The following is a 24,389-nucleotide window of genomic DNA, read 5'->3' as shown; positions in this document are numbered from 1 at the left end:
CGTCGCCCCGGAATGACAGCAAAAGGGAAGCACGGCGAGCATCATCACCGCAGCTTCAGCGTCGAGAGGCCGGCGAGCGCCAGCATCACCGAGATGATCCAGAACCGGATCACGATCTGCGGCTCGGTCCAGCCGAGCTGCTCGAAATGGTGATGGATCGGTGCCATGCGGAAGATGCGCTTGCCCGTCAGCTTGAACGACACCACCTGCACGATGACGGAGACCGCCTCCAGCACGAACAGGCCGCCGATCACCGCGAGCACGATCTCGTGCTTCACCGCGACCGCGATCGCGCCCAGCATGCCGCCGAGCGCGAGCGAGCCGGTGTCGCCCATGAAGATCGAGGCCGGCGGCGCGTTGAACCAGAGGAAGCCGAGACCGGCCCCGAGCAGCGCGCCGCAGAGCACGGCGAGCTCGCCGGTGCCGGCGACATATTTGATCTGCAGATAATCGGCGAACACGGCGTTGCCGGCGAGATAGGCGATCATCGCAAAGCTCGCGGTCGCAATCATCACCGGCACGATGGCGAGGCCATCGAGGCCGTCGGTGAGGTTCACCGCGTTGCCGGCGCCGACGATGACGAAGGCGCCGAACACGACGAAGAACCAGCCGAAATGCAGCACGGTGTCCTTCAGGAAGGGAATCGTCAGTGCGGTCGACGCGGGATCGCGATTCAGGCGCACCAGCGCGTAGCAGGCGACCAACGCGATCGCCGCCTCGATCAGCAGGCGGAGCTTGCCGCCGAACCCGGTCGTGGTCTGCTTGGTCACCTTGAGGTAATCGTCATAGAAGCCGACGAAGCCGAAGCCGAGCGTCACGGCGAGCACGATCCAGACATAGGGATTGAGCGGATTGGCCCACAGCACGGTGCCGACCGTGAGGCCGGACAGGATCATCAGGCCGCCCATGGTGGGCGTGCCCTTCTTGCTGAGATGCGATTGCGGCCCGTCAGCGCGGATCGGCTGGCCCTTGCCCTGGCGGATGCGCAAATGGTCGATGATCCAGGGCCCGAACAGGAACACGAACAGCGCGCCGGTGACGATGGCACCGCCGGTGCGGAAGGTGATGTAGCGGAAAACGTTCAGGAGGGTGCGAAACGCACCCAGGATCGGAAATGTATTGGAGAGTTCGATCAGCCAGTAAAACATTCAGACGGTCCTATGGCGCCTTTCGCACGCGGTCTTGGCCCTTGGCCTCACCATGCCTTACGCGCATTCGCTTCATCATGGGTCGGGCGACCTCTGGGACAACGGATGGCTTGGTGCCGCAAACGGTGGGATTGGGAACAGCGCCTTCCAAGCAGTTTACGCCTTTGCCTGCAAGGCGGCCACTAGGCCCGGCACAAACTTGTTGACCCAGAACATCTTCTTGCTGCCCTTGACAACCACGACGTCGCCTGCCTGCAGCAGGCTTGCGATCTCGCCTGGCTTCAACGTGGCGGGATCGTCATGCCAGCCCAGGCCCTTGCCTGATGGCAGCACGTCATAGAGGTGGCGCATCAGGGGGCCGACGCAATAGACGCCGTCGATGCCTTCGAGATACTTGGTGAGGCCGGTGTGATAGCCCGGTGCGTCATCGCCCAGTTCCAGCATGTCGCCGAGCACCGCGATGCGGCGACCGCCGGTCATATGGCGTGCCTGAAGGCTTTGCAGCGCAGCCGCCACGCTGGCCGGGTTCCCGTTAAAACTGTCGTCGATCACGGTGATGCCGCCGACCGCCTGCTCGACGCCGCGGCCGGTCATGATGCCGACCCGGTCGAGCTTGATCGCGAGCGTCGCCGCATCGAGGTTCGCGGCACGGATCGAGGCGAGCGCGGCCAACGCATTCTGGACGCGGTGCGGCGCGCCCGGCGTCAGGCTGAAGGCGATCTCCTTCTTGCCGATCATGGCCACGACCTGCCAGCTCTCGCCGTGCGGCGCGTGCGCGACCTCGTGCACCTCGGCATGCTCGCCGAAGCGCACCACCTTGCCCTTCCACTCCGACGCCTTGATCCCGGCGGGCAGCACCAGCACGCCGTCCTCGGGCAGGCCGAGCGCGATCGACACCTTCTCGCGCCTGATGGCTTCGAGCGAGCCGAGCTTTTCCAGATGCACGGGCTGGACGTTGACGACCAGCGCGACGGTCGGCCGCGTGAGTTCGCTGAGCCGCGCGATTTCACCTCGCTGGTTCATGCCCATCTCGACGACCCAGAGGCTGGCGTCTGCCTTCGCATTGCACAGCGTCAGCGGCACGCCCCAGAAATTGTTGAAGCTCGACGGGCTGGCATAGGCGCCGGGATAGGCCGCCAGGAACTCCTTGGTGCTGGTCTTGCCGGCGCTGCCGGTGAGGCCGACCACCGGCCCGTGGAAGCGCGCGCGTGCGGCGCGCGCGAGGCCCCAGAGACCGTCGATCAGCGTGTCCTTCACGACGATCTGGGGAATGCGAATGCCCGCGATCTCGTGCGGCACGATCATCGCGACCGCGCCGGAGGCTTCCGCCTTGTCCGCGAACTCCCAGCCGTCGCGCGCGCTGGCGAAGGCCGAGATGAAGCCGCCGCTCGGCGTGCCGCTGAGAGCGACGAACAGGCTGCCCGGCTTCACCAGGCGGCTGTCCTGGGTGACGAAGTCGATCGGCGTGTCCGGAAAGGATCCGGCGGCTCCCAGCGCACGCGCCACCTCGGCAACCGTCCAAATTGGCGCGCTCATGCAACCCTCGACGCTAGTGCGGCGGCAACCGCCTCGTGATCACTGAAGGGCAGCACTTCGCTGCCGACGATCTGCCCGGTCTCGTGGCCCTTGCCGGCGATGAGCAGCGCATCGCCGTCTTCGAGTTCCTCGATCGCGACACGAATGGCCTCGGCGCGGTCGCCGATCTCGCGCGCGCCCTTCGCCGCCGCGAGGATCGCGGCGCGGATCGCCTCCGGCTTCTCGCTGCGCGGATTGTCGTCGGTGATGATGACGCCGTCGGCGTTCCCGGCCGCGATCTCGCCCATGATCGGACGCTTGCCGGCATCGCGATCGCCACCGGCGCCGAACACGACGATCAGCCTGCGCTTCGCATAGGGACGAAGCGCCTGGAGCGCCTTCGCCAGCGCATCGGGCTTGTGCGCATAGTCGACGAAGATCGGCGCGCCGTTGCGCTCGCCGACGCGCTCGAGCCGGCCCTTGGCGCCTTCGAGATGCTCGAGGCTGGCAAACACGTTTGCGGCATCGCTGCCGGTGCCGATGGCAAGGCCGGCCGAGACCAGCGCATTCTCGATCTGGAACTCACCGACCAGCGGCAGCCGGATCGCGTAACCCTTGCCGCGATGCTCGACCGTAAGCTTCTGCGAGAAACCTTCGACCACGGCCTCGGTGATGCGAATGCCCTCGCCTGCCCCGTCGCCGTTGCGCCCGACCGCCATCACGCGCAGCCCGCGCGACTTAGCGGCATCGATGGCTTCCGCCGAGCAGTCGTGATCGGCGGAGATCACGGCAGCGCCATCAGGCGGCACCAGTTCGCGGAACAGGCGGAGCTTTGCGGCAAGGTAATGCGCGACGGTCGGATGATAATCCATGTGGTCGCGCGACAGATTGGTGAACCCGCCGGCGGAGACGCGCACGCCGTCGAGGCGATATTGGTCGAGCCCATGTGAGGACGCCTCGAAGGCGAGATGCGTGACGCCTTCGCGCGCGATCTCATCTAACTGCCGGTGCAGCGCGATCGGATCCGGCGTCGTCAGCGAGCCGTAGACCGTGCGCTTCGGCGAGACGAGACCAATGGTTCCGATGCTGGCGGAGGCATGCCCGAGCCGCTCCCAGATCTGGCGGGTGAACGCTGCGACCGAGGTCTTGCCGCTGGTGCCGGTGACCGCGGCGATCGTCGCGGGCTGCGACGGGAAGAATCTTGCCGCGGCCAGCGCCAGCGCGCGGCGCGGATTGGCCACCGCGATGAACGGAACCTCGCAGGTGGCCGGCATGTGGTCGCCGACCACGGCGACTGCGCCTGCGGCAATTGCGGCATCGATGAAGCGAGCGCCGTCGGTCTTGCTGCCTGCCAGCGCAAAGAAGAGATCGCCGGGCTTGACCACGCGGCTGTCGAGCGCAACGCCGGTCACTTCGAGCGCTGCGACAGCGGGCTCGATTGCGGCATCATTGCCCAAAACATCCTGACCTATGAGGTCGCGCAGCTTCATGGTCTTCCAGTCGACATGCCGCGCCGGGAAGCCGAATCGTCAGGAAAAGCCGAATCAGCACCGGCGATGGCCACCCCGGTTGATTACTGGGTTGTCCGGGATGCTGCAAGAATAAGGCGCTCGGACGGCGGCAGGTCGAACCGCGGCTCGACGCCCAGCAGCGGCGCGATCCGTTCGATCACCTTGCCGCCGGTCGGCACCGTGTTCCAGCCCGAGGTGATGAAACCCTTCGTCTCGGGGATCGCCTGCGGCTCGTCCAGCATGATCAGGATCTGATATTTGGGATCGTCGCAGGGCATGATCGCCGTGAAGGAGTTGAGCACGCGCTTCTTGGCATAGCGGCCGTTGATGACCTTCTCGGACGTGCCGGTCTTGCCGCCGACGTAATAGCCCTTGACGTCGGCGGTCTTGGCGGTGCCGATTTCGGCATTGAGCCGCATCAGGAACCGCATCTTGTCGCTGGTCTCCGGCTTGATGACGCGCTTGGCCATCGCCGCCGCTTCGGATTCGGTTCGCTTCATGAAGGTCGGCGGAATCAAATAGCCGCCGTTCACCAGCGCGTTGATGCCCATCACCGCCTGCAGCGGCGCCACCGACATGCCCTGGCCGAACGCGATGGTCACCGTGTTCAATTCACCCCAGCGGCGCGGCACCAGCGGAGCCGCGCTCTCCGGCAGCTCGGTGCGCAGGCGCGTCAACTGGCCCATCTTGGCGAGGAACGCCTTGTGCGCCTCGACGCCCTGGCCGAGCGCGATCCGCGCGGCGCCGATGTTGGACGAGAAGGTGAAGACTTCCTTGGTGTTGATGAAGCGTCCGAGCGGGTGGCTGTCGTGGATGGTGAACTTGCCGTAGTGCAGGTTTCCGCGCGCATCCCACGACGAGTTCAGATTGATCTTGCCGGAGTCGAGCGCCATCGCCAGCGTGAACGCCTTGAAGGTCGAGCCCATCTCGTAGACGCCGGTGGTCAGGCGGTTGATGCGATCGGGGTCGTGCGCTTCCTTTGGATTGTTGGGGTCGAAGTCAGGCAGCGAGACCATCGCCACGATCTCGCCGGTCTTGACGTTGGAGACGATGCCGGAGGCGGCCTTGGTGTGGTACTTCTCCTTGGCCTTCAAGAGCTCGTCGCGCAGCGCGTGCTCGACGCGCAGGTCGATCGAAAGCTCGATCGGCTTTTGCAGCCGATCGGTGGCAAAACCGGCGCGGTGGAGATCGGCGAGGCCCTGATTGTCGAGCCATTTCTCCATGCCGGCGATGCCCTGGTTGTCGATGTTGACGAGACCGATGAGGTGGGCGACCTCGTTGCCGGTCGGATAGACGCGCTTGTTCTCACGCAGGAAGCCGATGCCGGGAATGCCGAGCTTGTGGATGTCCTGCTGCTGCTTCGCGGTGACCTCGCGCTTCAGCCAGACGAAGCCCTTGCGCGTCTTCAGGCGCTCGCGCACCTCGGCCTCGTCGAGGTCGGGCACGGTGGCGGTCAGAAGCTCGATCGCCTCGTCCTTGTCGATGATGCGGCGCGGCTCGCCGAACAGGCTCGAGGCCTTGACGTCGGTGGCGAGGATCGCGCCGTTGCGGTCGACGATATCCGGACGCGCGGTCGCAACCACTTCCTGCGAGGCTGCACGGCGCGCACTGTGGGCGTCGGCGCCGATCGCAAACATCACGAGCCGGCCGCCGATCAGGGCATAGACGGACGCGAAGGCCAGCATGGCGAGGCCGACGCGCGCCCGCGCCTTCGCCGCGCGGTCGACATTGCGCCCGTAAAGCAGGCTGCGGATCAGCCGCTGCCGCCAAGGTTCGGTCGGCTTTTCGGTGGGCTTTGCAGGCGTTGCCGGGCTCATTGCTTGTCCTCGGGCTGAGGCACGGAGCCCGTCACGGTGTCAGGATCGCTCGCGGCTTCGATGGTGTTGAGCATGGCCCCGATCGGGTCGGGCTCGCCGGGCCTGAACATCCGCGGCGGACGCTCGGGCAAATTCTTCAGCGAGTCATATTGCGTGCCGTTGACCGGCTTGAGCGGCAGATGCCGCTCGGAGAGGCCCTGCAGGCGCAGCGGCGCATCGAGCTTGGCCCATTCGGAGCGCAGCGAGGCGATCGCGTCGCGCTGCTCGCGGATCTCCGCATGCAGCCGCAGCACTTTCTCTGTGCGCGCGGTGGAGTCCATCTTGATCCGGTAGACATAGGCCGCCGCGAAGATCAGCGCGCCGATGACGAGGAGGTGGATGATGCGCATGCGCTAGCCTCCCCTCATCACGTCGGAGAGTCTTGGCCAGGACGATGGCTCGCCGTCGTCATGCGCAGGCGCAGTGGTGCGCTCGGCGGCGCGCAGCTTGGCGGAACGCGCACGCGGATTGTTCGCGACTTCGTCTTCGCCGGCAACCACCGGGCGTCGCGTCAGCAGCTGGAAGCTCGGCGCAGCCTGCGACACCTCCGGCAGATGCCGCGAGCCGCCGCCGGTCTTCGAACGCTCGGAAAGGAAATTCTTGACGATGCGGTCTTCCAGCGAATGGAACGAGACGACGACGAGACGGCCGCCGGGCTTGAGCACGCGCTCGGCCGCAGTGAGCGCGGTCTGGAGCTCGTCGAGCTCTTCGTTGACGAAGATGCGCAGGGCCTGGAACGTCCGCGTCGCCGGATGGATGTCGCCGGGCTTGGAGCGCACGATCCTGCCGATGAGATCGGCGAGCGCCCGCGTGGTCGTGAACGGGGTCTCCTGCCGGTCGGCGACGATGGCGCGGGCGATGCGGCGCGACTGCCGCTCCTCGCCGAAGAGATAGATGATGTCGGCGAGATCGCCTTCCGAGGCGCGGGCAACGACGTCAGCCGCGGTCGGCCCCGTCTGCGCCATGCGCATGTCGAGCGGACCGTCGAGGCGGAAGGAGAAGCCGCGGCCGGCCTGGTCGAGCTGCATCGAGGACACCCCGACATCCATCACGACGCCGTCCACGCCATCGATCCCTTGGGCCGCGCAGACCTCTGCGAGATTGGAGAAGCGGTCCTCGACCAGCGTCAGCCTTCCGGCGGAGCGCGCGACCAGCTCGGCCCCGCCTGCGATCGCAGTGCGGTCGCGATCGATCGCGATCAGCCGGGTTCCCGGTACGTCGAGGATGGCGCGGCTGTAGCCGCCGGCGCCGAAGGTGGCGTCGACATAGATGCCGCCCGCGCACGGGGCGAGATGGTCCACGGCCTCGCGGCCGAGCACGGGAATGTGAGGAGCGGTGCTCATGCGCCACGCCTGCCGAACGACCAAGCCAGATCGAGGGCGAACCAGCCCATAACGCCTCGAATGATTCCGCGCCGCGGCGGTTCCACGACCAAGCCCCAGTCCAACATGGTTATCGAGCCCGGTCGTCCCGGGCGGCAAACCCAGAGTTCCCAGCGAAATTTGTCGGGCAGCCATGGGATTTCGAGCCAAAATACGCTTTGGCCGCCTCCGGACGCGGGTCGGCTCTTCATCTCTCAGTAACGGCCCTTAGCGTTAAGAAAGCGTTGATCGGCTCGTTACAAGTCGAAAAGGTGCGGCGATGGTGATGCCTCATCCACACACCTCGTCCAAAATGCATCCGTTAACCGCGTCGCGCGATTGCGCACGGCGGAGGGTAAAGGAATAGTAAAGAGAAGGGCTTGGCCCACTCTCCTGTCCGACTTGAGCTGCTTATGTCGTCCGGTTCGCCGTCTGGATCTGATTCGAAGCGTCAGCGCGTCCTCCCGGTTCCCAAGGCCGCGGCGAACATGCGTACGTTCGAGCCGGATTCCTCGACCGTCTCCGACATCATCCCTTCGCCCAACTATGGCGAGCGCAACAAGGGCCGGGAGGTGGACATGATCGTGCTGCACTACACCGGCATGCCCGACGTCGAGGGCGCGCTGGCGCGGCTGTGCACGGCGGGGACGGACGTGTCAGCACACTACGTCGTGCTGGAGGACGGCCGCATCGTGCAATGCGTTCCCGAGGCCAAGCGCGCCTGGCACGCCGGCGTCTCGTCCTGGGCCGGCGAGGACGACGTCAATTCCTGCTCGATCGGTATCGAGATCGTCAATCGCGGTCACGACTGGGGCTATCCGGAGTATCCGCTGCGCCAGATCGCGGCGGTGATCGCGCTGTGCCGCGGCATCATGCTTCGCCGCAAGGTACCCGCGCACCGGGTGCTCGGCCATTCCGACGTCGCACCTGCGCGCAAGAAGGACCCCGGCGAAAAGTTTCCGTGGCATTCGCTGGCCAATTCGGGCGTCGGTCACTGGGTGACGCCCGCACCGGTGGTGCGCGGCGAGACCCTGATGCTCGGCACCATCAGCGATGCGGTGCTGAGCATGCAGCAGGCGCTCGCAAAGTACGGCTATGGCGTGCCGCTGACCGGCAAATACGACGCCGCGACCATGGAAGTCGTCACCGCCTTCCAGCGCCATTTCCGCCCGGCGCGGCTCGACGGTGTTGCGGATCATTCGACGCTGTCGACCTTGCAGGCGTTGCTGGCGAGCCTGCCGCCCGATGGGACGCCGGTCGCGTCGAAATAATGGTAGCTGTCATTCCGGGGCGCACGAAGTGCGAACCCGGAATCTCGAGATTCCGGGTTCGATGCTTCGCATCGCCCCGGAATGACGGAGTGTGTGGCAGCAGCTACTCCATCTCCCTCATACGCCGCGCATACAACCGTCGCAGTGGTTCCAGCTGTGTCGCAGCCGTAGCCGCGACATACGCCTCCATCGCCTCTTCCTTCCGCCCTAACCGCCGCAACAGATCCGCGCGCACCGCGGGCAGCAGTTCATAGCCGTCGAGTCCGCCGCGCGCGGCGGTCGCATCGACGAGATCGAGCGCGCGTGCCGGGCCGTCGACCATCGAGACTGCGGCGGCGTGGTTCAGCTCGATCACCGGCGACGGATTGATGCGCAGCAGCACCTCGTACAGCCCGGCAATCTGCGGCCAATCGGTCGCCTTGAAGCTCGGCGCGCGCGCATGCAGCGCGGCGATCGCAGCCTGCACCGCATAGGCTTGCGGCCGGCCGCGTATGCGCAGCGCCTCGTCCACCAGACGCGAGCCCTCCTCGATCTGCGCAAGATCCCAGAGCGTGCGATCCTGCTCTTCCAGCAGCACGATGTCGCCGGCGGCCGTCTCGCGCCCGGCGCGGCGCGCGTCGTGCAGCAGCATCAACGCCAGCAGACCCTTGATGGCGGCGCGATCGGGCATCAACCGGTCGAGCAGGCGGCCGAGCCTGATCGCCTCGACGGCGAGATCGGGCCGCATCAGGTCCGTCCCCGACGTCGCAACGTAGCCTTCGGTGAAGACGAGATAGATCACGGCGAGCACACCGTCGAGCCGTGGCGTCAGCGCGTCGCGCTCCGGCACCTCGTAGGGGATGCCGGCGAGGCGGATCTTCTGCTTGGCGCGAACGAGGCGCTGTGCCATCGCCTCCTCGCTGACGAGAAAGGCGCGCGCGACCTGCGCTGTCGACAGCCCGCAGACGGTGCGCAGCGTCAGCGCGACCTGGACTTCGGCTGCGAACGCTGGATGGCAGCAGGTGAAGATCAGCCGCAGCATGTCGTCGTCGAGCATGGCCGGCGCCTCGTCAGGCGCTTGCGCGTTCTGCTCGAGCTCATGCACGAGCGCCTGCTGCTTGCCGCGAAGGACGGCCTGGCGGCGGATGCGGTCGATCGCCTTGTGCTTGGCGACATTGACCAGCCAGGCGCGCGGATTGTCAGGCAACTCGCCCGCCGACCAACGCTCCAGCGCCACCGCGAACGCATCCTGGAGCGCATCCTCGGCGAGATCAAAATCACCGACGAGGCGGATCAGGGTGGCCAGCGCCCGCCCCGCCTCGTCGCGAAAGATCGTCTCGATGTCGGCAGGAGAGATCACTTGTTGTAGATCATGACCGGCCGAATCTCGATCGAGCCTCGCTTGGCCTCGGGAATGCGCGCCGCGAGCGCGACGGCGTCGTCGAGGTCTTTGGCCTCGACCAGATAGTAACCGCCGAGCTGCTCGCGCGTTTCCGCGAACGGACCGTCGGTCGTCATGGTCTTGCCGTCGCGCACGCGCACCGTGGTCGCCGTCGTCGTCGGCTGAAGCCCGTCACCGGCCTTGAAGTGGCCGCTCTGGATGATTGACTGCGTGTAAGCGCCGTATTCCCCCGTCAGCTTCTGGCGGTCCGCGGCGCTCATCTCGGTCATATAGATTTCGTTCCGGTAGATCAGCAGCAGGTATTGCATCGCTTAACTCCTGTTGTTCGGCTGGGTTGCCGACATCCAGTCGAACGGGGCACGCTCCAAACGACATCTTCAGGATAATTTATTTCGGGTACAGCGTGCGCGGCGATCTCCGCTTGACGAAACCGTCACAAATGCCCATTGCCTAGGCCGTCAGTCGGCCGGACGGCCGCTCCGGCAAGCGTCGAAAGGCCGCCGGGGAGGAAAGTCCGGGCTCCCTTGACATGCGGTGCCGGATAACATCCGGCGGGGGCAACCCCAGGGAAAGTGCCACAGAGAACGAACCGCCCGCCTTCGCCCCTTCGGGGCTTCGGCGAGGCAGGCCCGCCGGGCTTGCCACGTCGTAGCAGCGCCAGCTGCGTAGACGGGTAAGGGTGAAAAGGTGCGGTAAGAGCGCACCGCGGCGCCGGCAACGGGGCCGGCATGGTAAACCCCACCGGGAGCAAAACCGAATAGGGACGGCGTAGCGGGCTGTTCGCTTTGAGCGATAACGCCGCGGGGCGATGTCAGGCCCGCCGTCCGGGTAGGTTGCTCGAGGCCATGTGCAAACATGGTCCCAGAGGAATGGCCGTCACGTATCGTTCGCGCAAGCGGGCGGTGCCCTACAGAACCCGGCTTACAGGCCGGCTGATATCTTGCAACGAGGGGTTCGATGCCAACGCATCGGACCCCTCACCATTTTCGGGCCCCAGCGCACAACCATTCAAATGGTGTCATTCCGGGGCGTGCGCAGCACGAGCCCGGAATCCATCGCGCGGCAGTGTCGGTGGATGAATGGATTCCGGGTTCTCGCTTCGCGAGCCCCGGAATGACGGCTGTGGGTCAGGCCACGATCTGTTGTGGCCGGCCGCGCGATGTAAACGCCGCCGCTTCAGGCCGCGCGCGTATTCACTTTTGCGAGGACGAGCGCACCGGCCTCGCGCCGGAGCTTGCTCGCCTCAAAGCCATGCATGCCGAGTTGCCATTGCAGGCCCACGATGGCGCCCTTGGTCGGTTGCAGCAACGCAAGCGAAGCGAACAGCGTCACCGGTAGCCACACGGCCAATTGCAGCCAGATCGGCGGCGCGTAGGCGGTCTCGATTGCGAGGATCGCAGGCACGACGAGGTGACCGACCACGACCATCACCAGATAGGCCGGAAAATCGTCGGCGCGCTGGTGAATCAGTTCTTCGCCGCAATGGTCGCAGGCCTCGGCCACTTTCAGGAAGCGTCCGAACATGTGTCCTTCGCCGCAGTTCGGGCACTTGCCGCGAAAACCGCGCCACATCGCCTTTGCCAGGGAAACTGAACCGGTCGTCATGACGACACCTCTTCCGTTTTGCTGATCCATACAATACTATCTTGCATCCATACATTCAAAGGATATGGGCCTAAATTGCATGGATTGGACCCCTACAATCTCGGAGCTGAGCGGGCCGCGCTACCAGCGCATCGTCGAAGCCATGGAGGCCGACATCGCCGCAGGGAGGCTGGTGCGGGGCCAGCAACTGCCGACGCAGCGCGCGCTCGCAAAAGCCCTCGGCATCGACCTCACCACCGTGACGCGTGCCTACACCGAGGCGCGGCGCCGCGGCATCATGGAAGCCCGCGTCGGACAGGGATCGTTCGTGTCGGAGACCAGCGCGCGGCGCGCGGTCGACCTGCCGCACCCCGTCGCGATCGACCTATCGATGAACGTGCCGCCACATCCGCTCGAGGCACAGCTCGACGAGCGCATCGTCGCGGGGATGGAAGCCCTTCGCGCCCAATCGGGCCTGACCGCGTTCCTGAATTATCAGCCGCCCGGCGGCAGCGTGCATGAGCGCGAGGTCGCGGCGCGCTGGATGCGCGCACGCGTCCCGCACGCGCACGCCGACAGGCTCGTGATCTTTCCCGGCGCGCAGACGATCCTGTTCAACCTGCTCGCCCGTCTGGCGCGGCCCGGCGACATCGTGCTCACGGAAGCCCTCACCTTCCCCGGAATCAAGGCGGCCGCCGCGCGGCTCGGCGTCAAGCTCGTCGGCGTCGCCATGGATGACGGCGGCATCCTGCCCGAAGCGCTGGCGAAGGCCTGCCGCACGCACAAGCCGAAGGCCGTCTATCTCATTCCGACGCTGCACAATCCGACCACTGCGACGCTTCTTCCCGAGCGGCGCAGCGCCATCGCGAAGATCATCCGCGACGCCGATACCATCCTGATCGAGGACGACGCCTACGGGCTGCTCGATCGCTCGGCTTCGCCGATCGCGAACCTCATTCCGGAGCGGACTTATCTTGCAACCACGCTGTCAAAATGCATCGCGCCGGCGCTGCGGGTCGCATATCTGATGACGCCCGACAACGCTGCGCAGCAAGAGATGCGCGCCTCCTTGCAAGCGACGGTGCAGATGCCAGCACCGCTGATGGTCGCGCTGGTGACGCACTGGATCGAGAGCGGCGTCGCCGACCGCATCATCACCGCCATCCGCAACGAGGCGATTGGGCGCCAGCAACTCGCGCAGCGCGCCCTGAAAGGTTTTCAGTTCCTGGCCAAACCCGCCGCCCATCATCTGTGGCTGCGATTGCCAGAGAGCCGGCCTGATGTCGCGGCGTATCTGCTGCGGAATGGTCTCGCGGTCGTCGCCGGCGATGCCTTCACCGTCGATGGAACACCGCCGCATGCGGCGCGTGTCTCGCTGGGCGCGGCGCGCAACAGGGCGGAATTGACGGAAGCGCTGCGCATCCTGGTCAGCGCGCTGCACAAGCCCGCCGACACCAGGCAGATCGTCTAGAGCATGATCCGGACCCGAAGGGCCGCGTTAGCGCAAAGTGCGCAGCGGTTTTCCCTCGCGACAAACGCGGAACGCGTTTGCGCGGAGATCATGCTCAAACAATAAGTCTCTTATTGATGATGACGACGGTGGCGTGAGCGAACGACCGGCGCAACGGCCGCAGGATAAGCCGCATAGGCCTCGCTCGGGACCACTGTCTCGCCACGGGCCGCGCGCCCTGCGGGCGTGAGCTGGCCGCCATTGAGCACATCGCGGTCGGGATGCGCGGCCTGATAGGCCGCAGGCTCGGAAAACTGCGCCTGCGCCAATGTCGGCGTCAGGGCGGCGGCCGACAGCAGCGCGGCCGCAACGGCAATGTTCACGCGGGTCATGATCATGCTCCATCATCTCATCAGGGACGGTGCGGCGTGACGCCCGGCAGGCCCCCAGGATTAAAGTACAGGCGTCATGTAGGCGCCGCTTCGGCGAACGCCCGCCCTTGACCCGCCCTTGGGGATCACGCTTGCGTGCGGTTTTGAAATTGACCTTCCCGGCCGCATCTGTGCTATGCGCCAGATGGCGATCAACCGTTCGAGATCGCCGCTAACGACAGGAAATCACAGGTGGAAGCGTCCACTTACGCGCTGCTGCTGTTCGGCGCGCTGGCCGGCGGCTTCGTTTCCGGGCTGGCCGGGTTCGGCACTGCGCTGATGGCGCTCGGGATCTGGCTCTACGTGCTGCCCCCCTCGCTCGCGGTGCCGCTGGTGCTGATCTGCTCGGTGATCGCGCAGACCTCGACGCTGCCGTCGATGTGGAAGAGCTTTGATCTCTCGCTGGTGTGGCCGTTCCTGATCGGAGGACTGATCGGCGTGCCGCTCGGGACCATGATGGTCGCCTCCGCCGATCCCAAAGTATTCAAGCTGAGCGTCGGCGTGCTGATCCTGATTTTTTCCACGGCGCTCTATCTGAACAAGAGACCGCTCGCCTTCAGGTTCGGCGGCCGGATCGCCGATGGCGCGATCGGTTTTGCCGGCGGCATTCTGGGCGGACTTGCCGGACTGTCCGGCCCGCTGCCGATCCTGTGGGCCAACATCCGCGGCTGGAACAAGCACGAGCGGCGCGGCATCTTCCAGCTCTTCAACTTCACGGTGCTCGCCACCGCACTGGTATTGCAGACGGCCTCGGGCCTCGTCGCGTTCAAGGTGGTCTGGCTCGCAGCCGTCGCCTTTCCCGGCACGCTGATCGGCGCCTGGGCCGGCGCGCGCGTCTATCACGCGCTGAACGACAAGCATTTTGGCGATGTCGTGCTCGGCCTGCTGTTTCTGTCAGGCCTCACACTCGTCTGGAACAGTCTTGGCGCGCATTAGCCCCACGGCGCCGCAAACTGGCGGGAGCCGTGGGGAGCAGGTAACCGTCGCTACGCGGGCGCACGCGCAGGAGGCGCGACGGGCTCGGCTTCCGCTGGCTTCGCGACCTCGTCCTGCGGCAACGGCGCGAAGCGCTTCCTGAACTCGCAGCGCAACAGCCATAGGCTCATTGCAGCCTGGAGCGTGGTCGCCGCAATCGAGAGGTACCAGACGTGCTCGATGCGGAAGCCTGACAGCGTCGACAGCCAGATCGCCGGAAGCGAATAGGTGAACACGCGCGTCGCCGAGCTCAGCAGCACCGGCTTGGTGTTGCCGAGGCCCTGGAACATGCTCGAGCAGGTGAAGATCAGCCCCTGCGCCACCATGTTGAGCGAGATGATCCGCAGGAACAGGAAGGCGATCTCCATCGTCTCCCGGTCGTTGGAGAATCCCGCGAGCAGCAGTTCCGGCTTCAACTGCGCGAGGGCCATGAAGCCGAGCGCCACGACGGTGGTGATCAGCGCCGACTTGACGAAGGTTTCCCGCACGCGCGCGGCGTTGCCGGCGCCGACGTTCTGGCCGGCGATGGGTCCTGCCGCCAGCGCAATGGCGAGCGCCGGCATCTGGATCAGGCCGAGCACGCGCTGTCCGATGCCGAAGCCGGCCTGCGCCGTGGCGCCGAAATCGCGCAGCACGTAATAGACCACCGCCATGAAGATGAACATCATCGCGAACTCGCCGCCGGCCGGCAGGCCGACATCGAGGATGCGCTTCAAATGGCGCGGCTGCGGACGCCACTGCGCCGCGTTGAAGGCGACATAGCGCTCGACCTTGCGGAAATACGCCAGCAGCATCAGCACGCCGGCGGCGACCGCAATCGAGCTCGCCAGCCCCGCGCCGGCGACGCCGAGCGCGTAGCCCGTGCCCCAGCCCGAGATCAGCACCGGCGCGAGCGCGATGTTGATCGCGACCGCGACCGCACGCACGAACATCGCGGGGCGCACGATACCGGTCGCACGCAGCGCCGATGCCAGCACCTGCATGGCGAATTCCAGCGCGAGCGCCGGCATGAACCACAACAGGTAAGTGGTCCCCGCCTCGACCGTGGCCTCGTCCGCCGCGACCGAACGCATGTAGGGGCGCGACAGCACCGCACCCATCGCCAGCGTCAACAGTCCGGCCAGCACCGACAGCACGATCGCCTGGTTGAAGACCAGGTTCGCATCCGGCCGGTCCTTGCGTCCGACGGCATGCGCGATCAGCGCCACCGTGCCGACGCCGAGCACCTGCATCAGGGCGTTGACGAGGAAGCCGGCATTGCCGGCCGCGGCGACGCCCGCTACCGCGGCATCGCCAAGGCCAGAGACGAAGTACAGATCGACCAGCTGGCAGATCATGATCGAGATCATGCCGACCATGATCGGCGGGGCCATGGCCAGGATGTGTCGCACGATGGAGCCGTGTGTCAGGTCTTTCATCTCATTCCATCCTTAGGCCTCGTGACAGCGGGACGTTTACCCCGCTGCCGCGCGCCTCATTCCGCTGCTGCGATCTGTCCGAGCTCCACCACCTGGCGCTCGAACAGGCCGCGATAGATGCCTCCCGGCTTGCCCGCGAGCAGAGCATGCGTGCCTTGCTCGACGATCTCGCCGCGGTCGAACACCAGGATCCGGTCGAGGCTCTTCACCGTCGACAGCCGGTGCGCGATCGCGATCGAGGTGCGGCCTTTCATCAGCCGTTCCATCGCCTGCTGGATCAGCGCCTCCGATTCCGAATCGAGGCTCGAGGTCGCCTCGTCCAGGATCAGCACCGGCGCATCCGCCAGGAATGCGCGCGCCAGCGCCACGCGCTGCCGCTCGCCGCCCGAGAGCTTGACGCCGCGCTCACCGACCAGGGTGCCGTAACCCTTGGGCAGGCGCAGGATGAAGTCGTGCGCATTCGCCAGCCGCGCCGCCTGCTCGATCGCCTCGAGGCTGGCGCCGGGCCGGCCATAGGCGATGTTCTCCGCAAGCGTGCGGTGGAACAGGATCGGCTCCTGCTGCACGATCGCGATCTGGCTGCGCAACGATTGCTGCGTCGCCAGCGCGATGTCCTGCCCGTCGATCAGCACGCGACCGCCGGTGACGTCGTAGAGCCGTTGCACCAGCTTGACGAAGGTGGTCTTGCCGGAGCCGGAGCGACCGACCAGACCGACGCGTTCGCCGGCGCGGATCCTGACCGACAAGCCGTCGTACAGCGGCGCGCGATGGCCGCCATAGTGGAACGTGACGTCGTCGAACACGATCTCGCCGCCCTCGATCGCGATCGGCAGCGCGCCCGCGGCATCGACAATCCCGATCGGCTCGTCATGGATCGCCACCAGTTCGTCCATGTCGTTCACGGCGCGCTGCAGATTGTTGATGTGCATGCCCACGTCGCGCAAATAGGCGTGGATGACGTAGTAGCTCGTCAGCACATAGGTGACGTCCCCGGGCGAGGCATGCCCGGAGATCCACAGCAGCACCGAGCCGCCAATCACCGAGGCGCGCAGGGCCAGCAGCAGCGCGAGCTGCGCCATAGCCGTGTAGTTGTAGCGGAACCAGGTCCGCCGCACCCGCACGCGCCAGCGGTTGACGACGCGGGCGAGCCGCGCGTCCTCGCGCAGCTCCGCGCCGAAGGATTTCACCACCGCATTGCAGGTCAGGGCGTCCGCCAGCGTGCCGCCGACCTTGGTGTCCCAGGCATTGGAGATGCGCGCGGCGGGCGCGATGTAGCGGGTCGAGAACAGCACGGTGATGGCGACGTAAAAGAGCGCTCCCACCGCGATCACGGCGCCGAGCGACGCCCAATGCAGGCCGATCAGGACCACAGAACCCATCAGCACCAGCAGTGAGGGCGCCAACGCCATCAGGATAGTGTCGTTGAGCAGGTCGAGTGCCCACATGCCGCGCGTGATCTTGCGCACGGTGGAGCCGGCGAAGGAGTTGGCGTGCCAGTCCGTCGAGAACCGCTGCACGCGCATGAACGCGTCCTGCGCCACGTCCGTCATGGTCTTCAGCGTGAACGGCACGATCGCCTGGAGACCGATCAGCCTGAGCACCACGGAGGCTGCACCGAGTGCCACGATGGCGCCGAGTGCGACCAGCGCGGCGTGGCGCGCATCGGGGTCGGATGAGCCGCGCGTCAACGCATCAATCAATTGTCCGGAGAAAACCGGCATGAACAGGTCGGCGACGGTCGCGCCCAAGAGGCCGCCGGCGACGACCAGCGTACGCGCCGGCTGCTTCAGCCAGTGCCGGAACACGAAGGGCAGCACCACGCGTATCGCCGCGGGCTTCTTTGACAGAGCGGTCATGGCATCATCCGGCCACTTCGCGCGGGCCGGCTCCATCGGTGGACGCGAGTCGGCCACGGGGGCCGCGACGGCGTCACGTAAGACTGATTTTGACTTGGGAAGCGGAGCGATCGGGACCTGATGCCCAATCGAATCTGGCGGAAGAGGCCTCTAACAGGCCGCGTACATACCGAACCAGGAGATCATCGAGCGCGGGCGTACGATCTGCGAGTGCGACGAAATCATGCAAATCTCCCCGGTTCGAATGAATGAGGTGCGCTTTATAGATGTGCCGCGGGCGATTTGCAACGGGGCCCGCGCGAGATCACGGATGAGTGTTGCAATTTGGTGCGGGGTGCCGCTTCAAACGCGCTGTCATGCCCCGGCTTGACCGGGGCATCCAGTACGCCGCGGCGACAGTTAGCTCACACAATTTCCGCCGCGGAGTACTGGGTCGACCGGTCAAGCCGGGCGACGACACCGACTGTGTGACCCGCTCAGTGCGCGTCGCCGCCGCCGGCCAGCGAGGCCGGCTTGTTCAGCAGCGTCACCAGCAGGCTGAGGCCGAGATAGAATACCGTCAGCACGAAGAAGGCATCGCCAAAGCTCATCACCACGGCCTGGCGGTGCACGATCTGGCTGAGCTGCTTCATCGCCATCAGCGTGGAATCGCCGAGCCCCTGGAATTTCTGCTGGAGCATCGTCAGCGTTTCGGTCGCGGTGGCGTTGGCCCAGGTCACGCGCTCCTGCAGGCGCGTGATGTGCAAATCGGTGCGGTCGTTGAGCACGGTGTTGATGACCGCAAGCCCAACCGCGCCGCCGAGATTGCGCATCAAATTGAACAGGCCGCTCGCGTTCTTCACCCGGTCTGGCGCCAGCGTGCCGAGCGCGATGTTGTTGGTCGGCACCATCGCGAACATCATGCCGATGCCGCGCAGGATCTGCGGCACCAGCAGCTCGTGGAAATCGTAGTCGCGGGTGATCCAGGTCATCTGGTAGGAGCCGATCGCGAACACGATCAGGCCGAACGCGATCATGTAGCGCATGTCGATCTTCACCATGAGCCGGCCGACCAGCGGCGCGACCAGGAACATGGTGATACCAGAGACGAACATGGTCTCGCCGATCATCAGCGCACTGTAGCCGCGCACCTCGGCGAGATAGCGCGGATAGATGTAGGTCAGGCCGTAGAGGCCGATGCCGATGCAGAACTGCAGGAGGCAGCCGATCGCGAAATTGCGGTTGGAGAAGGTGCGCAGGTTGACGATCGGCTCGGCCGCCGTGAACACGCGCCAGAAGAAGGCGATCGCCGAGATCGCGCAGATCCAGGCGCAGATCGCGACCGACGTGTCCTGCATCCATTCATATTGCGGACCTTCCTCCAGCACATATTCCAGCGTGCCGAGGAAGCCGGCCATGAACAACAGGCCCCACCAGTCGAAGCGGTCGAGCAATTCGAAATGCGGCTCGTCGAAATCGACCAGCGCCAGCACGCCCAGCGTGATGCCGATACCGGGCACGACGTTGATGAAGAACAGCCAGTTCCACGACATCAGGTCGGTGATGTAGCCGCCGACCGTCGGCCCGATCGTGGGAGCCAAGGTCGCGACAAGCCCGATGATGGGACCGACGATGTGGAATTTCGTGCGCGGGAAGACGGTGTAGGCCGAGGCGAACACCGTCGGGATCATGCCGGCGCCGAGGAAACCCTGCAGCGCGCGCCAGAGGATCATCTCCTCGATCGTTGTGGCGAAGCCGCAGAGCAGGCTCGAGACGGTGAAGCCGGCCGCCGAGATCGCGAACAAGAGCCGCGTGCCGAAGGCGCGCGACAAGAATCCTGAGAGCGGGATCGCGATGACCTCGGCGATCAGATAGGCGGTCTGCACCCAGGAGACTTCGCTGGAGCTCGCCGACAGACCGGCCTGGATTTCGCTCAAGGAGGCCGAGACGATCTGGATGTCCAGGATCGACATGAACATCCCGAACACCATGATGATGAAAGCGAACAGCCGCTTCGGCGCGATGCGCTCCGAAGCGGGGTTCGCCATCATGGCGGGTGAAGCGGTGGTGGCGGTGGCCATGGTGTCAGCTCGGGCTGGAGCAGGCTGCGAGTTGGGTACACCTCTCCCGCCTGCGGGAGAGGTCGCGCCCACCGGGTCGCGCCGAAGGCGCGCCCGATGACAGGCTCCGGCGCGGGTGAGGGCTCTCTCCACTTGGGGATTGTCCCATTGCGGAGGCACCCTCTCCCCTGCCCTCTCCCGCAAGCGGGAGAGGGAGCCCGGCGTCGCTCGGAGCTATGGTGTCGCCAGGCGCCATCGCAGCAAGTCCTACTGCGGGTGGATCGCGGTGGGATCGTCGAGATCGACCTCGCTGTCGGCGTCGGCCGCGCCCTTGTTGGTGTCGACGGTCGCATAGACCGACATGCCGGCGCGGAGCAGGTTCTGCTTCGCCACCGATTTCGGCACGCGGATGCGGACCGGTACGCGCTGCACGATCTTGGTGAAATTTCCGGTGGCGTTGTCGGGCGGCAGCAGCGTGAACACCGAGCCTGCGCCCGCCGCGATGCTGTCGACCACGCCGGAGAACTTGCGCATGCCATAGGCGTCGACCTTGATCGTCACCGGCTGGCCGGGACGGATGCGCTTGAGCTGCGTCTCCTTGAAATTGGCGTCGATATAGACGTTGTCGAGCGGCACGACGTTGCCGAGCCGCTGGCCGACCGCGACGAAATCGCCGGCGCTGACGAGGCGGTTCGAGAACGTGCCGTCGACCGGCGCGCGCACCGCGGTGAAGCTGAGATCGCGCTCGGCCTTGGCGAGCGAGGTCTTGAGCTCGGCGAGCTGGGCCTGCGCTTCGGCCTGCTGCGCCTTGGTGACGTCGACATTGCTGACGGCGACGTCGTAGGCGGCCTGCGCGGCCTTGACGGCGGCGGCGCCCTGGTCGCGTCCGGCTTCCGAGCTCTCGAAGGTGGCGCGCGAGGCAAAGCCCTTGCTGCTCAGCGCCTGCTGGCGCTCATAGTCGAGGTCGGCGCGCTTGAGGCCGGCTTCGGCCGAGACGAGCTGCGCCTTGGCCTGCGCGACCTGGCTGTCGAGCGCTGCCACCTGGCGGCCGATGCGATCGATGGTCGCCTGCTGGGTCGCGATCTTCGTCGCGGCGGCATCGACCGCGATCTTGTAGTCGCCGTCGTCGATGCGGAAGATGATGTCGCCAGCGCGCACGATGGTGTTGTCGCCGGCAAGGATCGAGGAGATGTGGCCGGCAACGCGCGCGCCGAGCATGGTGTTGTTGGCGCGGACATAGGCGTCGTCGGTCGAGATATAGAAGCGGCCGACCAGCGTGTAATAGCCGGCATAGCTCGCAGCCGCGAGCGCCAGCACGAGACCGACGCCCATCAGGACGAATTTGCGCTTGCCGGATTTTGGCGCGCCGGCAGCAGCGGGCGCGGCCGGCGCCGGTGCGGCCGGCTTGTCGCTCACGGGCTTCTCCGGCGCCTCGCTGTGGCGCTTGGTTTCCTCGGTCACATGGGAGCGCAACTGCTCGGCAAGAGCTGCGGGCGTCTCGGCCGCCGCCTCATCGTTCGCCGACATCGTGTCCACCGTTTCCTGGCGAATGACGCGCGCAGCCTGGTCTCTCGATACGGCCATCAAGGCCTCCTCAAAAAGCACGACCAAGGACGGCCGTCCTGAGGCCGGTTCCTCTCGCTCTCCCAGATATCATTGACCGAACCGTTCGGTCAATATACATATTATCTCGGGCCGGACCCTACTGGCTCGAATCCTTTATTTGCGTTTCTTAGGTCGGCACCTCGTCCAGAAACCTTCCGAGACCCTGAACCAATGGTTGTAGCTGCCAGCGAACGTCTGCACGTCATCCAGGAGGAGGACAGCTCCAAGCGCCGCCAGATCCTCGACGGCGCCCGCAAGGTGTTCATGGATCTCGGTTTCGACGGCGCCAGCATGGGCGAGATCGCGCGTGCCGCGCAGGTCTCCAAGGGCACGCTCTACGTCTACTTCGCCGACAAATGCGCGCTGTTCGAAGCCATCCTCGAGCAGGAGGCGCTCCAGCACGGCCAGGTCGTGTTCAATTTCGATCCCGCCCGCGATGCCGAGACCACGCTGAAGGAGTTTGGCCGCGCCTACATCCATCTGCTCTGCCGGCCCGGCGGCGGATCAGCGATCCGCACCGTCATGGCGATCGCCGAGCGCATGCCCGATGTCGGTCGCCGCTATTATGCGCGGGTGCTGGACAAGACCATCAACCGCCTCTCCGATTATCTCAAAATCCATGTCGCCTCCGGCGATCTCAAGATCGGCGATTGCGACCTTGCGGCCTCGCAGTTCATGGAGCTGTGCAAGGCCTCGCTGTTCCTGCCCTTCGTCTTCCAGGCCGCGCCCGCGCCGTCGGAAGAGCGCATGACCGAAGTGGTCGACAGCGCGGTGCGGATGTTCCTGGCGGCGTATCAAGCGAAATAGCAGCGAGCGGCCGACGCGTTGCGCAGGCCGCTCCCGCGGCATTATATTTGCGGCATGTCCCGTGATCTTCGCCCGCCTGTCGATATCCTCCATTACGAGATCGTCCAGGAACAGGCCTCGGCGCTTGGGCGGATGGGCCGCACGCTCGAACAGGCGCTGGCGCGTTTGCGCGAATTCGACGCCACCCACGCCGCCACGGCAACTGCAGCCTCGATGCAGCCGGCCAGGCGCAAGCTGGTGCTGGAAGCCGGCCAGGCGCTCTGGATGTTCGTGGTGCAACGTGAGGCAACCGGTCTGCGCGACAGCCGCCATATCATGCGAACCTACAACGTTCCGGGCGAAGTGCAGCTCTGCATGGGGCTGGCGCCGGCACCGTCGAAGCCCGGCTCGAAATGACGTCACCGGGACGGTTGGTTGAGAGCTGCTTCTCCGCTGTCGTCCTGGCGAAAGCCAGGACCCATTACCCCAGCGAGATGTTTTAAGAGCAACTTGGGGCGGCCGCGCGCTGCAACGACATGAGCCGGTGGTAATGGGTCCTGGCTTTCGCCAGGACGACGTCGAAGAGACCTGTCGCCTTGCTTACGACGTTCGCCGTTTCTCTGAAACAACACGCCTAATCGTCGGCGTACTCGTCCTCTTCCTGCTTGCGCGTGCTCTTGCGCGTACCGAGCGAGCCCGTGACATAGGGATCGCGCCTGCCGGCGTAAGGGTTGCGCTGCTGGGCGCGGCCCGCGACCTCTTCGCCCGACACTGCGGCGGGCTGGCAGATCAGGCGGCGGCTGGCGCGGCGCATCAGGTCCACGTGAATGTGATCGTAGTGATAGACGTTGGAGCCCGGCGCCAGCACCGTGGTGAAATGCGCGCACGCGCCCGACTGCACGTCGCGCAAAAAGCCCTGCTCTTCCGGCATGCCGCGCCAGCCGTCCTTCACGGTGACGCGGCGGCCGTCGGCGAGCACGAAGGCGGAAATGTCGAGCGCATTGCCGAAGGCGTGCTCGGAGATGTGCGCGTGCGAGTTGCCGTTCATGCCGCGGCAGGAATAGGCGGAGATCTGCTTGATCTCGGCGACACGGGTCCCGAACCAGCGCATCGCCGAGGGCTGCACGGTATCGGCGAGCCAGCGATCGAGCTCGGACACGATCGGACAGGCGAGCGTCGCGGTCGGCCTGATCGCAACCGGGCCGACGGCGGTGACGGGATTGCCCTGCGCCGGACCAAGGCGCGGCAGCGGCTGCTGCGCGGGCGGCTGCGAATAGGGCGCGGGACCGGGCTGCCGCGCCGGATAGCTCGGCGCATTCATGTAGCGCGCCGCACCCGCGGCATCGGTGCCCTCGGGCGGCAGATCGATCTCGTCTTCCTGTGGTGCGACGCCGGGCGCGTTGAGTGACATCGGCCCGGACTGCGCGCCATAGCCGGCCGGCTGGCGCACCGCGCTGTCGGGATAGTTCGACCGCTGCGGATAGGACGATGCCGGATAATTCTGGCTCTGCGGGTAATTCGACTGCGGCTGCACCGGCCAGCGCGGCTGGTTGCCGATGCTGCCGGGCGGGCGCAACGTCTCGTCGGCAAAGCCGTAGCTGCTGGAGGCTTCGCCGATGGCGGCGACCTTGAGCGGATACTCGGCGCCGCACATGCCGGGCCCCGAGATCGGGTCGATGCGGACGATGTCCGCACTCTCCTTGACCGCGCCGGATTTCAGGCATGCGGCTTCCGCCTCGGCCCGCCATGGTTCACGTTCGGCCTGGAAGAAGCCGCGTCCGCAACCCGCTAGCGAAACAAGGACGATGGAGCCGACGAGATACAAACGAACTCCGCGCGTCATGCACGCACGTTCGGTGAATTTACTTAAAGACTCTTCAACACGTTGATTTCAGTGTTCTTTAACCATACTGCGCCGCGCCCGCCGGAACGCTGTGGAGACTGAGCGACAGCGAGGCTGACTTTTTCGAAAAGAGACTTTCTGTTAACCATAAGGATGCGCGCCAGACAGCGTGCATGGAGGGAACGACCTCATGACGTTCGCCGGGAGACTGAGCGTAGTCACCGCGTACCTCGCCATGGCCTTTGTCGCCGCCATCGTGCTCGGCATGATCTAGGGACGTCGATCAATCACGTCGAGGCCGCTCTACTCTCCTCTGGAGGGCAGGGCTATCGCATATGGTTGTTGGCCACGCCTGAATA

Annotated in this window: 20 protein-coding genes and 1 other RNA gene; 6 read left to right on the top strand and 15 right to left on the bottom strand. The window is 65.8% G+C overall.

The genetic code is table 11. The annotated features are described in order from the left end of the window. Positions 1-44: 44 nt before the first annotated feature. The 6 genes from mraY to rsmH form a co-directional block, all read right to left on the bottom strand. On the bottom strand, positions 45-1,148 hold the full coding sequence (gene mraY / locus ACVJ19_RS18730; RefSeq protein WP_453950502.1) for a phospho-N-acetylmuramoyl-pentapeptide-transferase: 1,104 nt from the start codon (positions 1,146-1,148) through the stop codon (positions 45-47). Positions 1,149-1,304: 156 nt separating this feature from the next. Then, positions 1,305-2,684: a UDP-N-acetylmuramoyl-tripeptide--D-alanyl-D-alanine ligase gene (locus ACVJ19_RS18725; protein ID WP_453950501.1), complete on the bottom strand. Its 1,380-nt coding sequence runs from the start codon at positions 2,682-2,684 to the stop codon at positions 1,305-1,307. Then, on the bottom strand, positions 2,681-4,153 hold the full coding sequence (locus ACVJ19_RS18720; protein WP_453950500.1) for a UDP-N-acetylmuramoyl-L-alanyl-D-glutamate--2,6-diaminopimelate ligase: 1,473 nt from the start codon (positions 4,151-4,153) through the stop codon (positions 2,681-2,683). The genes ACVJ19_RS18725 and ACVJ19_RS18720 overlap by 4 nt, the downstream gene beginning before the upstream one ends. A gap of 83 nt (positions 4,154-4,236) precedes the next feature. Continuing rightward, positions 4,237-5,991, bottom strand: a complete 1,755-nt coding sequence (locus ACVJ19_RS18715) for a peptidoglycan D,D-transpeptidase FtsI family protein (RefSeq protein ID WP_453950499.1) — start codon at positions 5,989-5,991, stop codon at positions 4,237-4,239. Continuing rightward, on the bottom strand, positions 5,988-6,380 hold the full coding sequence (gene ftsL / locus ACVJ19_RS18710; protein WP_018640944.1) for a cell division protein FtsL: 393 nt from the start codon (positions 6,378-6,380) through the stop codon (positions 5,988-5,990). The genes ACVJ19_RS18715 and ftsL overlap by 4 nt, the downstream gene beginning before the upstream one ends. Positions 6,381-6,383: 3 nt before the next feature. Then, positions 6,384-7,373 (bottom strand): 16S rRNA (cytosine(1402)-N(4))-methyltransferase RsmH, encoded by a 990-nt coding sequence (gene rsmH / locus ACVJ19_RS18705; protein WP_453950498.1) that lies wholly within the window; start codon positions 7,371-7,373, stop codon positions 6,384-6,386. Between the two features lie 506 nt (positions 7,374-7,879). Here rsmH and ACVJ19_RS18700 point away from each other — a divergent pair. Beyond that, a complete protein-coding gene (locus ACVJ19_RS18700; RefSeq protein WP_453950497.1) occupies positions 7,880-8,662 on the top strand; it encodes an N-acetylmuramoyl-L-alanine amidase in 783 nt (260 codons plus the stop codon). A 103-nt stretch (positions 8,663-8,765) separates the two neighbouring features. Here the strand turns inward: ACVJ19_RS18700 and ACVJ19_RS18695 are convergent, their stop codons facing one another. Both ACVJ19_RS18695 and ACVJ19_RS18690 read right to left on the bottom strand, forming a co-directional pair. Next, entirely contained in the window at positions 8,766-9,998 is a 1,233-nt protein-coding gene (locus tag ACVJ19_RS18695) for an RNA polymerase sigma factor (protein ID WP_453955158.1), read from the bottom strand. Next, on the bottom strand, positions 9,998-10,351 hold the full coding sequence (locus tag ACVJ19_RS18690; RefSeq protein WP_453950496.1) for a YciI family protein: 354 nt from the start codon (positions 10,349-10,351) through the stop codon (positions 9,998-10,000). The genes ACVJ19_RS18695 and ACVJ19_RS18690 overlap by 1 nt, the downstream gene beginning before the upstream one ends. Before the next feature lie 150 nt (positions 10,352-10,501). On the opposite strand from ACVJ19_RS18690, the gene rnpB reads away from it, so the two are divergent. Beyond that, an RNA gene (gene rnpB / locus ACVJ19_RS18685) (RNase P RNA component class A) lies at positions 10,502-10,983 on the top strand. 236 nt (positions 10,984-11,219) lie between these two features. On the opposite strand, the gene ACVJ19_RS18680 is transcribed toward rnpB, so the two are convergent. Beyond that, on the bottom strand, positions 11,220-11,678 hold the full coding sequence (locus tag ACVJ19_RS18680) for a DUF983 domain-containing protein (RefSeq protein WP_453950495.1): 459 nt from the start codon (positions 11,676-11,678) through the stop codon (positions 11,220-11,222). A 49-nt stretch (positions 11,679-11,727) separates the two neighbouring features. Here ACVJ19_RS18680 and ACVJ19_RS18675 point away from each other — a divergent pair, with 49 nt between their 5' ends. Beyond that, positions 11,728-13,098, top strand: a complete 1,371-nt coding sequence (locus tag ACVJ19_RS18675) for an aminotransferase-like domain-containing protein (RefSeq protein ID WP_453950494.1) — start codon at positions 11,728-11,730, stop codon at positions 13,096-13,098. A gap of 110 nt (positions 13,099-13,208) precedes the next feature. Here the strand turns inward: ACVJ19_RS18675 and ACVJ19_RS18670 are convergent, their stop codons facing one another. Beyond that, on the bottom strand, positions 13,209-13,469 hold the full coding sequence (locus ACVJ19_RS18670) for a hypothetical protein (protein ID WP_453950493.1): 261 nt from the start codon (positions 13,467-13,469) through the stop codon (positions 13,209-13,211). A gap of 231 nt (positions 13,470-13,700) precedes the next feature. Here ACVJ19_RS18670 and ACVJ19_RS18665 point away from each other — a divergent pair, with 231 nt between their 5' ends. After that, positions 13,701-14,444 carry a sulfite exporter TauE/SafE family protein gene (locus ACVJ19_RS18665; RefSeq protein ID WP_453950492.1) on the top strand — a complete coding sequence of 248 codons (744 nt, stop codon included), beginning with the start codon at positions 13,701-13,703 and terminating at the stop codon, positions 14,442-14,444. A 50-nt stretch (positions 14,445-14,494) separates the two neighbouring features. Here ACVJ19_RS18665 and ACVJ19_RS18660 read toward each other — a convergent pair whose 3' ends face one another. The 4 genes from ACVJ19_RS18660 to ACVJ19_RS18645 form a co-directional block, all read right to left on the bottom strand. After that, positions 14,495-15,901, bottom strand: a complete 1,407-nt coding sequence (locus tag ACVJ19_RS18660) for an MATE family efflux transporter (RefSeq protein ID WP_453950491.1) — start codon at positions 15,899-15,901, stop codon at positions 14,495-14,497. A 56-nt stretch (positions 15,902-15,957) separates the two neighbouring features. Continuing rightward, the gene (locus tag ACVJ19_RS18655) at positions 15,958-17,757 is read right to left on the bottom strand and encodes an ABC transporter ATP-binding protein (RefSeq protein ID WP_453950490.1); all 1,800 of its coding nucleotides are present in this window, start codon (positions 17,755-17,757) and stop codon (positions 15,958-15,960) included. A gap of 476 nt (positions 17,758-18,233) precedes the next feature. Continuing rightward, positions 18,234-19,817 carry a DHA2 family efflux MFS transporter permease subunit gene (locus tag ACVJ19_RS18650; RefSeq protein ID WP_453950489.1) on the bottom strand — a complete coding sequence of 528 codons (1,584 nt, stop codon included), beginning with the start codon at positions 19,815-19,817 and terminating at the stop codon, positions 18,234-18,236. Between the two features lie 246 nt (positions 19,818-20,063). Next, on the bottom strand, positions 20,064-21,380 hold the full coding sequence (locus ACVJ19_RS18645; protein ID WP_453950488.1) for an HlyD family efflux transporter periplasmic adaptor subunit: 1,317 nt from the start codon (positions 21,378-21,380) through the stop codon (positions 20,064-20,066). Between the two features lie 192 nt (positions 21,381-21,572). Here ACVJ19_RS18645 and ACVJ19_RS18640 point away from each other — a divergent pair, with 192 nt between their 5' ends. Beyond that, on the top strand, positions 21,573-22,208 hold the full coding sequence (locus ACVJ19_RS18640; protein WP_453950487.1) for a TetR/AcrR family transcriptional regulator: 636 nt from the start codon (positions 21,573-21,575) through the stop codon (positions 22,206-22,208). 54 nt (positions 22,209-22,262) lie between these two features. After that, positions 22,263-22,604 carry a DUF6665 family protein gene (locus ACVJ19_RS18635; protein ID WP_453950486.1) on the top strand — a complete coding sequence of 114 codons (342 nt, stop codon included), beginning with the start codon at positions 22,263-22,265 and terminating at the stop codon, positions 22,602-22,604. 217 nt (positions 22,605-22,821) lie between these two features. On the opposite strand, the gene ACVJ19_RS18630 is transcribed toward ACVJ19_RS18635, so the two are convergent. Further along, the gene (locus tag ACVJ19_RS18630; protein WP_453950485.1) at positions 22,822-24,030 is read right to left on the bottom strand and encodes an extensin family protein; all 1,209 of its coding nucleotides are present in this window, start codon (positions 24,028-24,030) and stop codon (positions 22,822-22,824) included. Positions 24,031-24,389 lie beyond the last annotated feature (359 nt).

The organism is Bradyrhizobium sp. USDA 376, from assembly GCF_054063675.1.
Note: the sequence above shows the minus strand (reverse complement) of the source record. Positions and strands in the feature narration are given on the sequence as shown.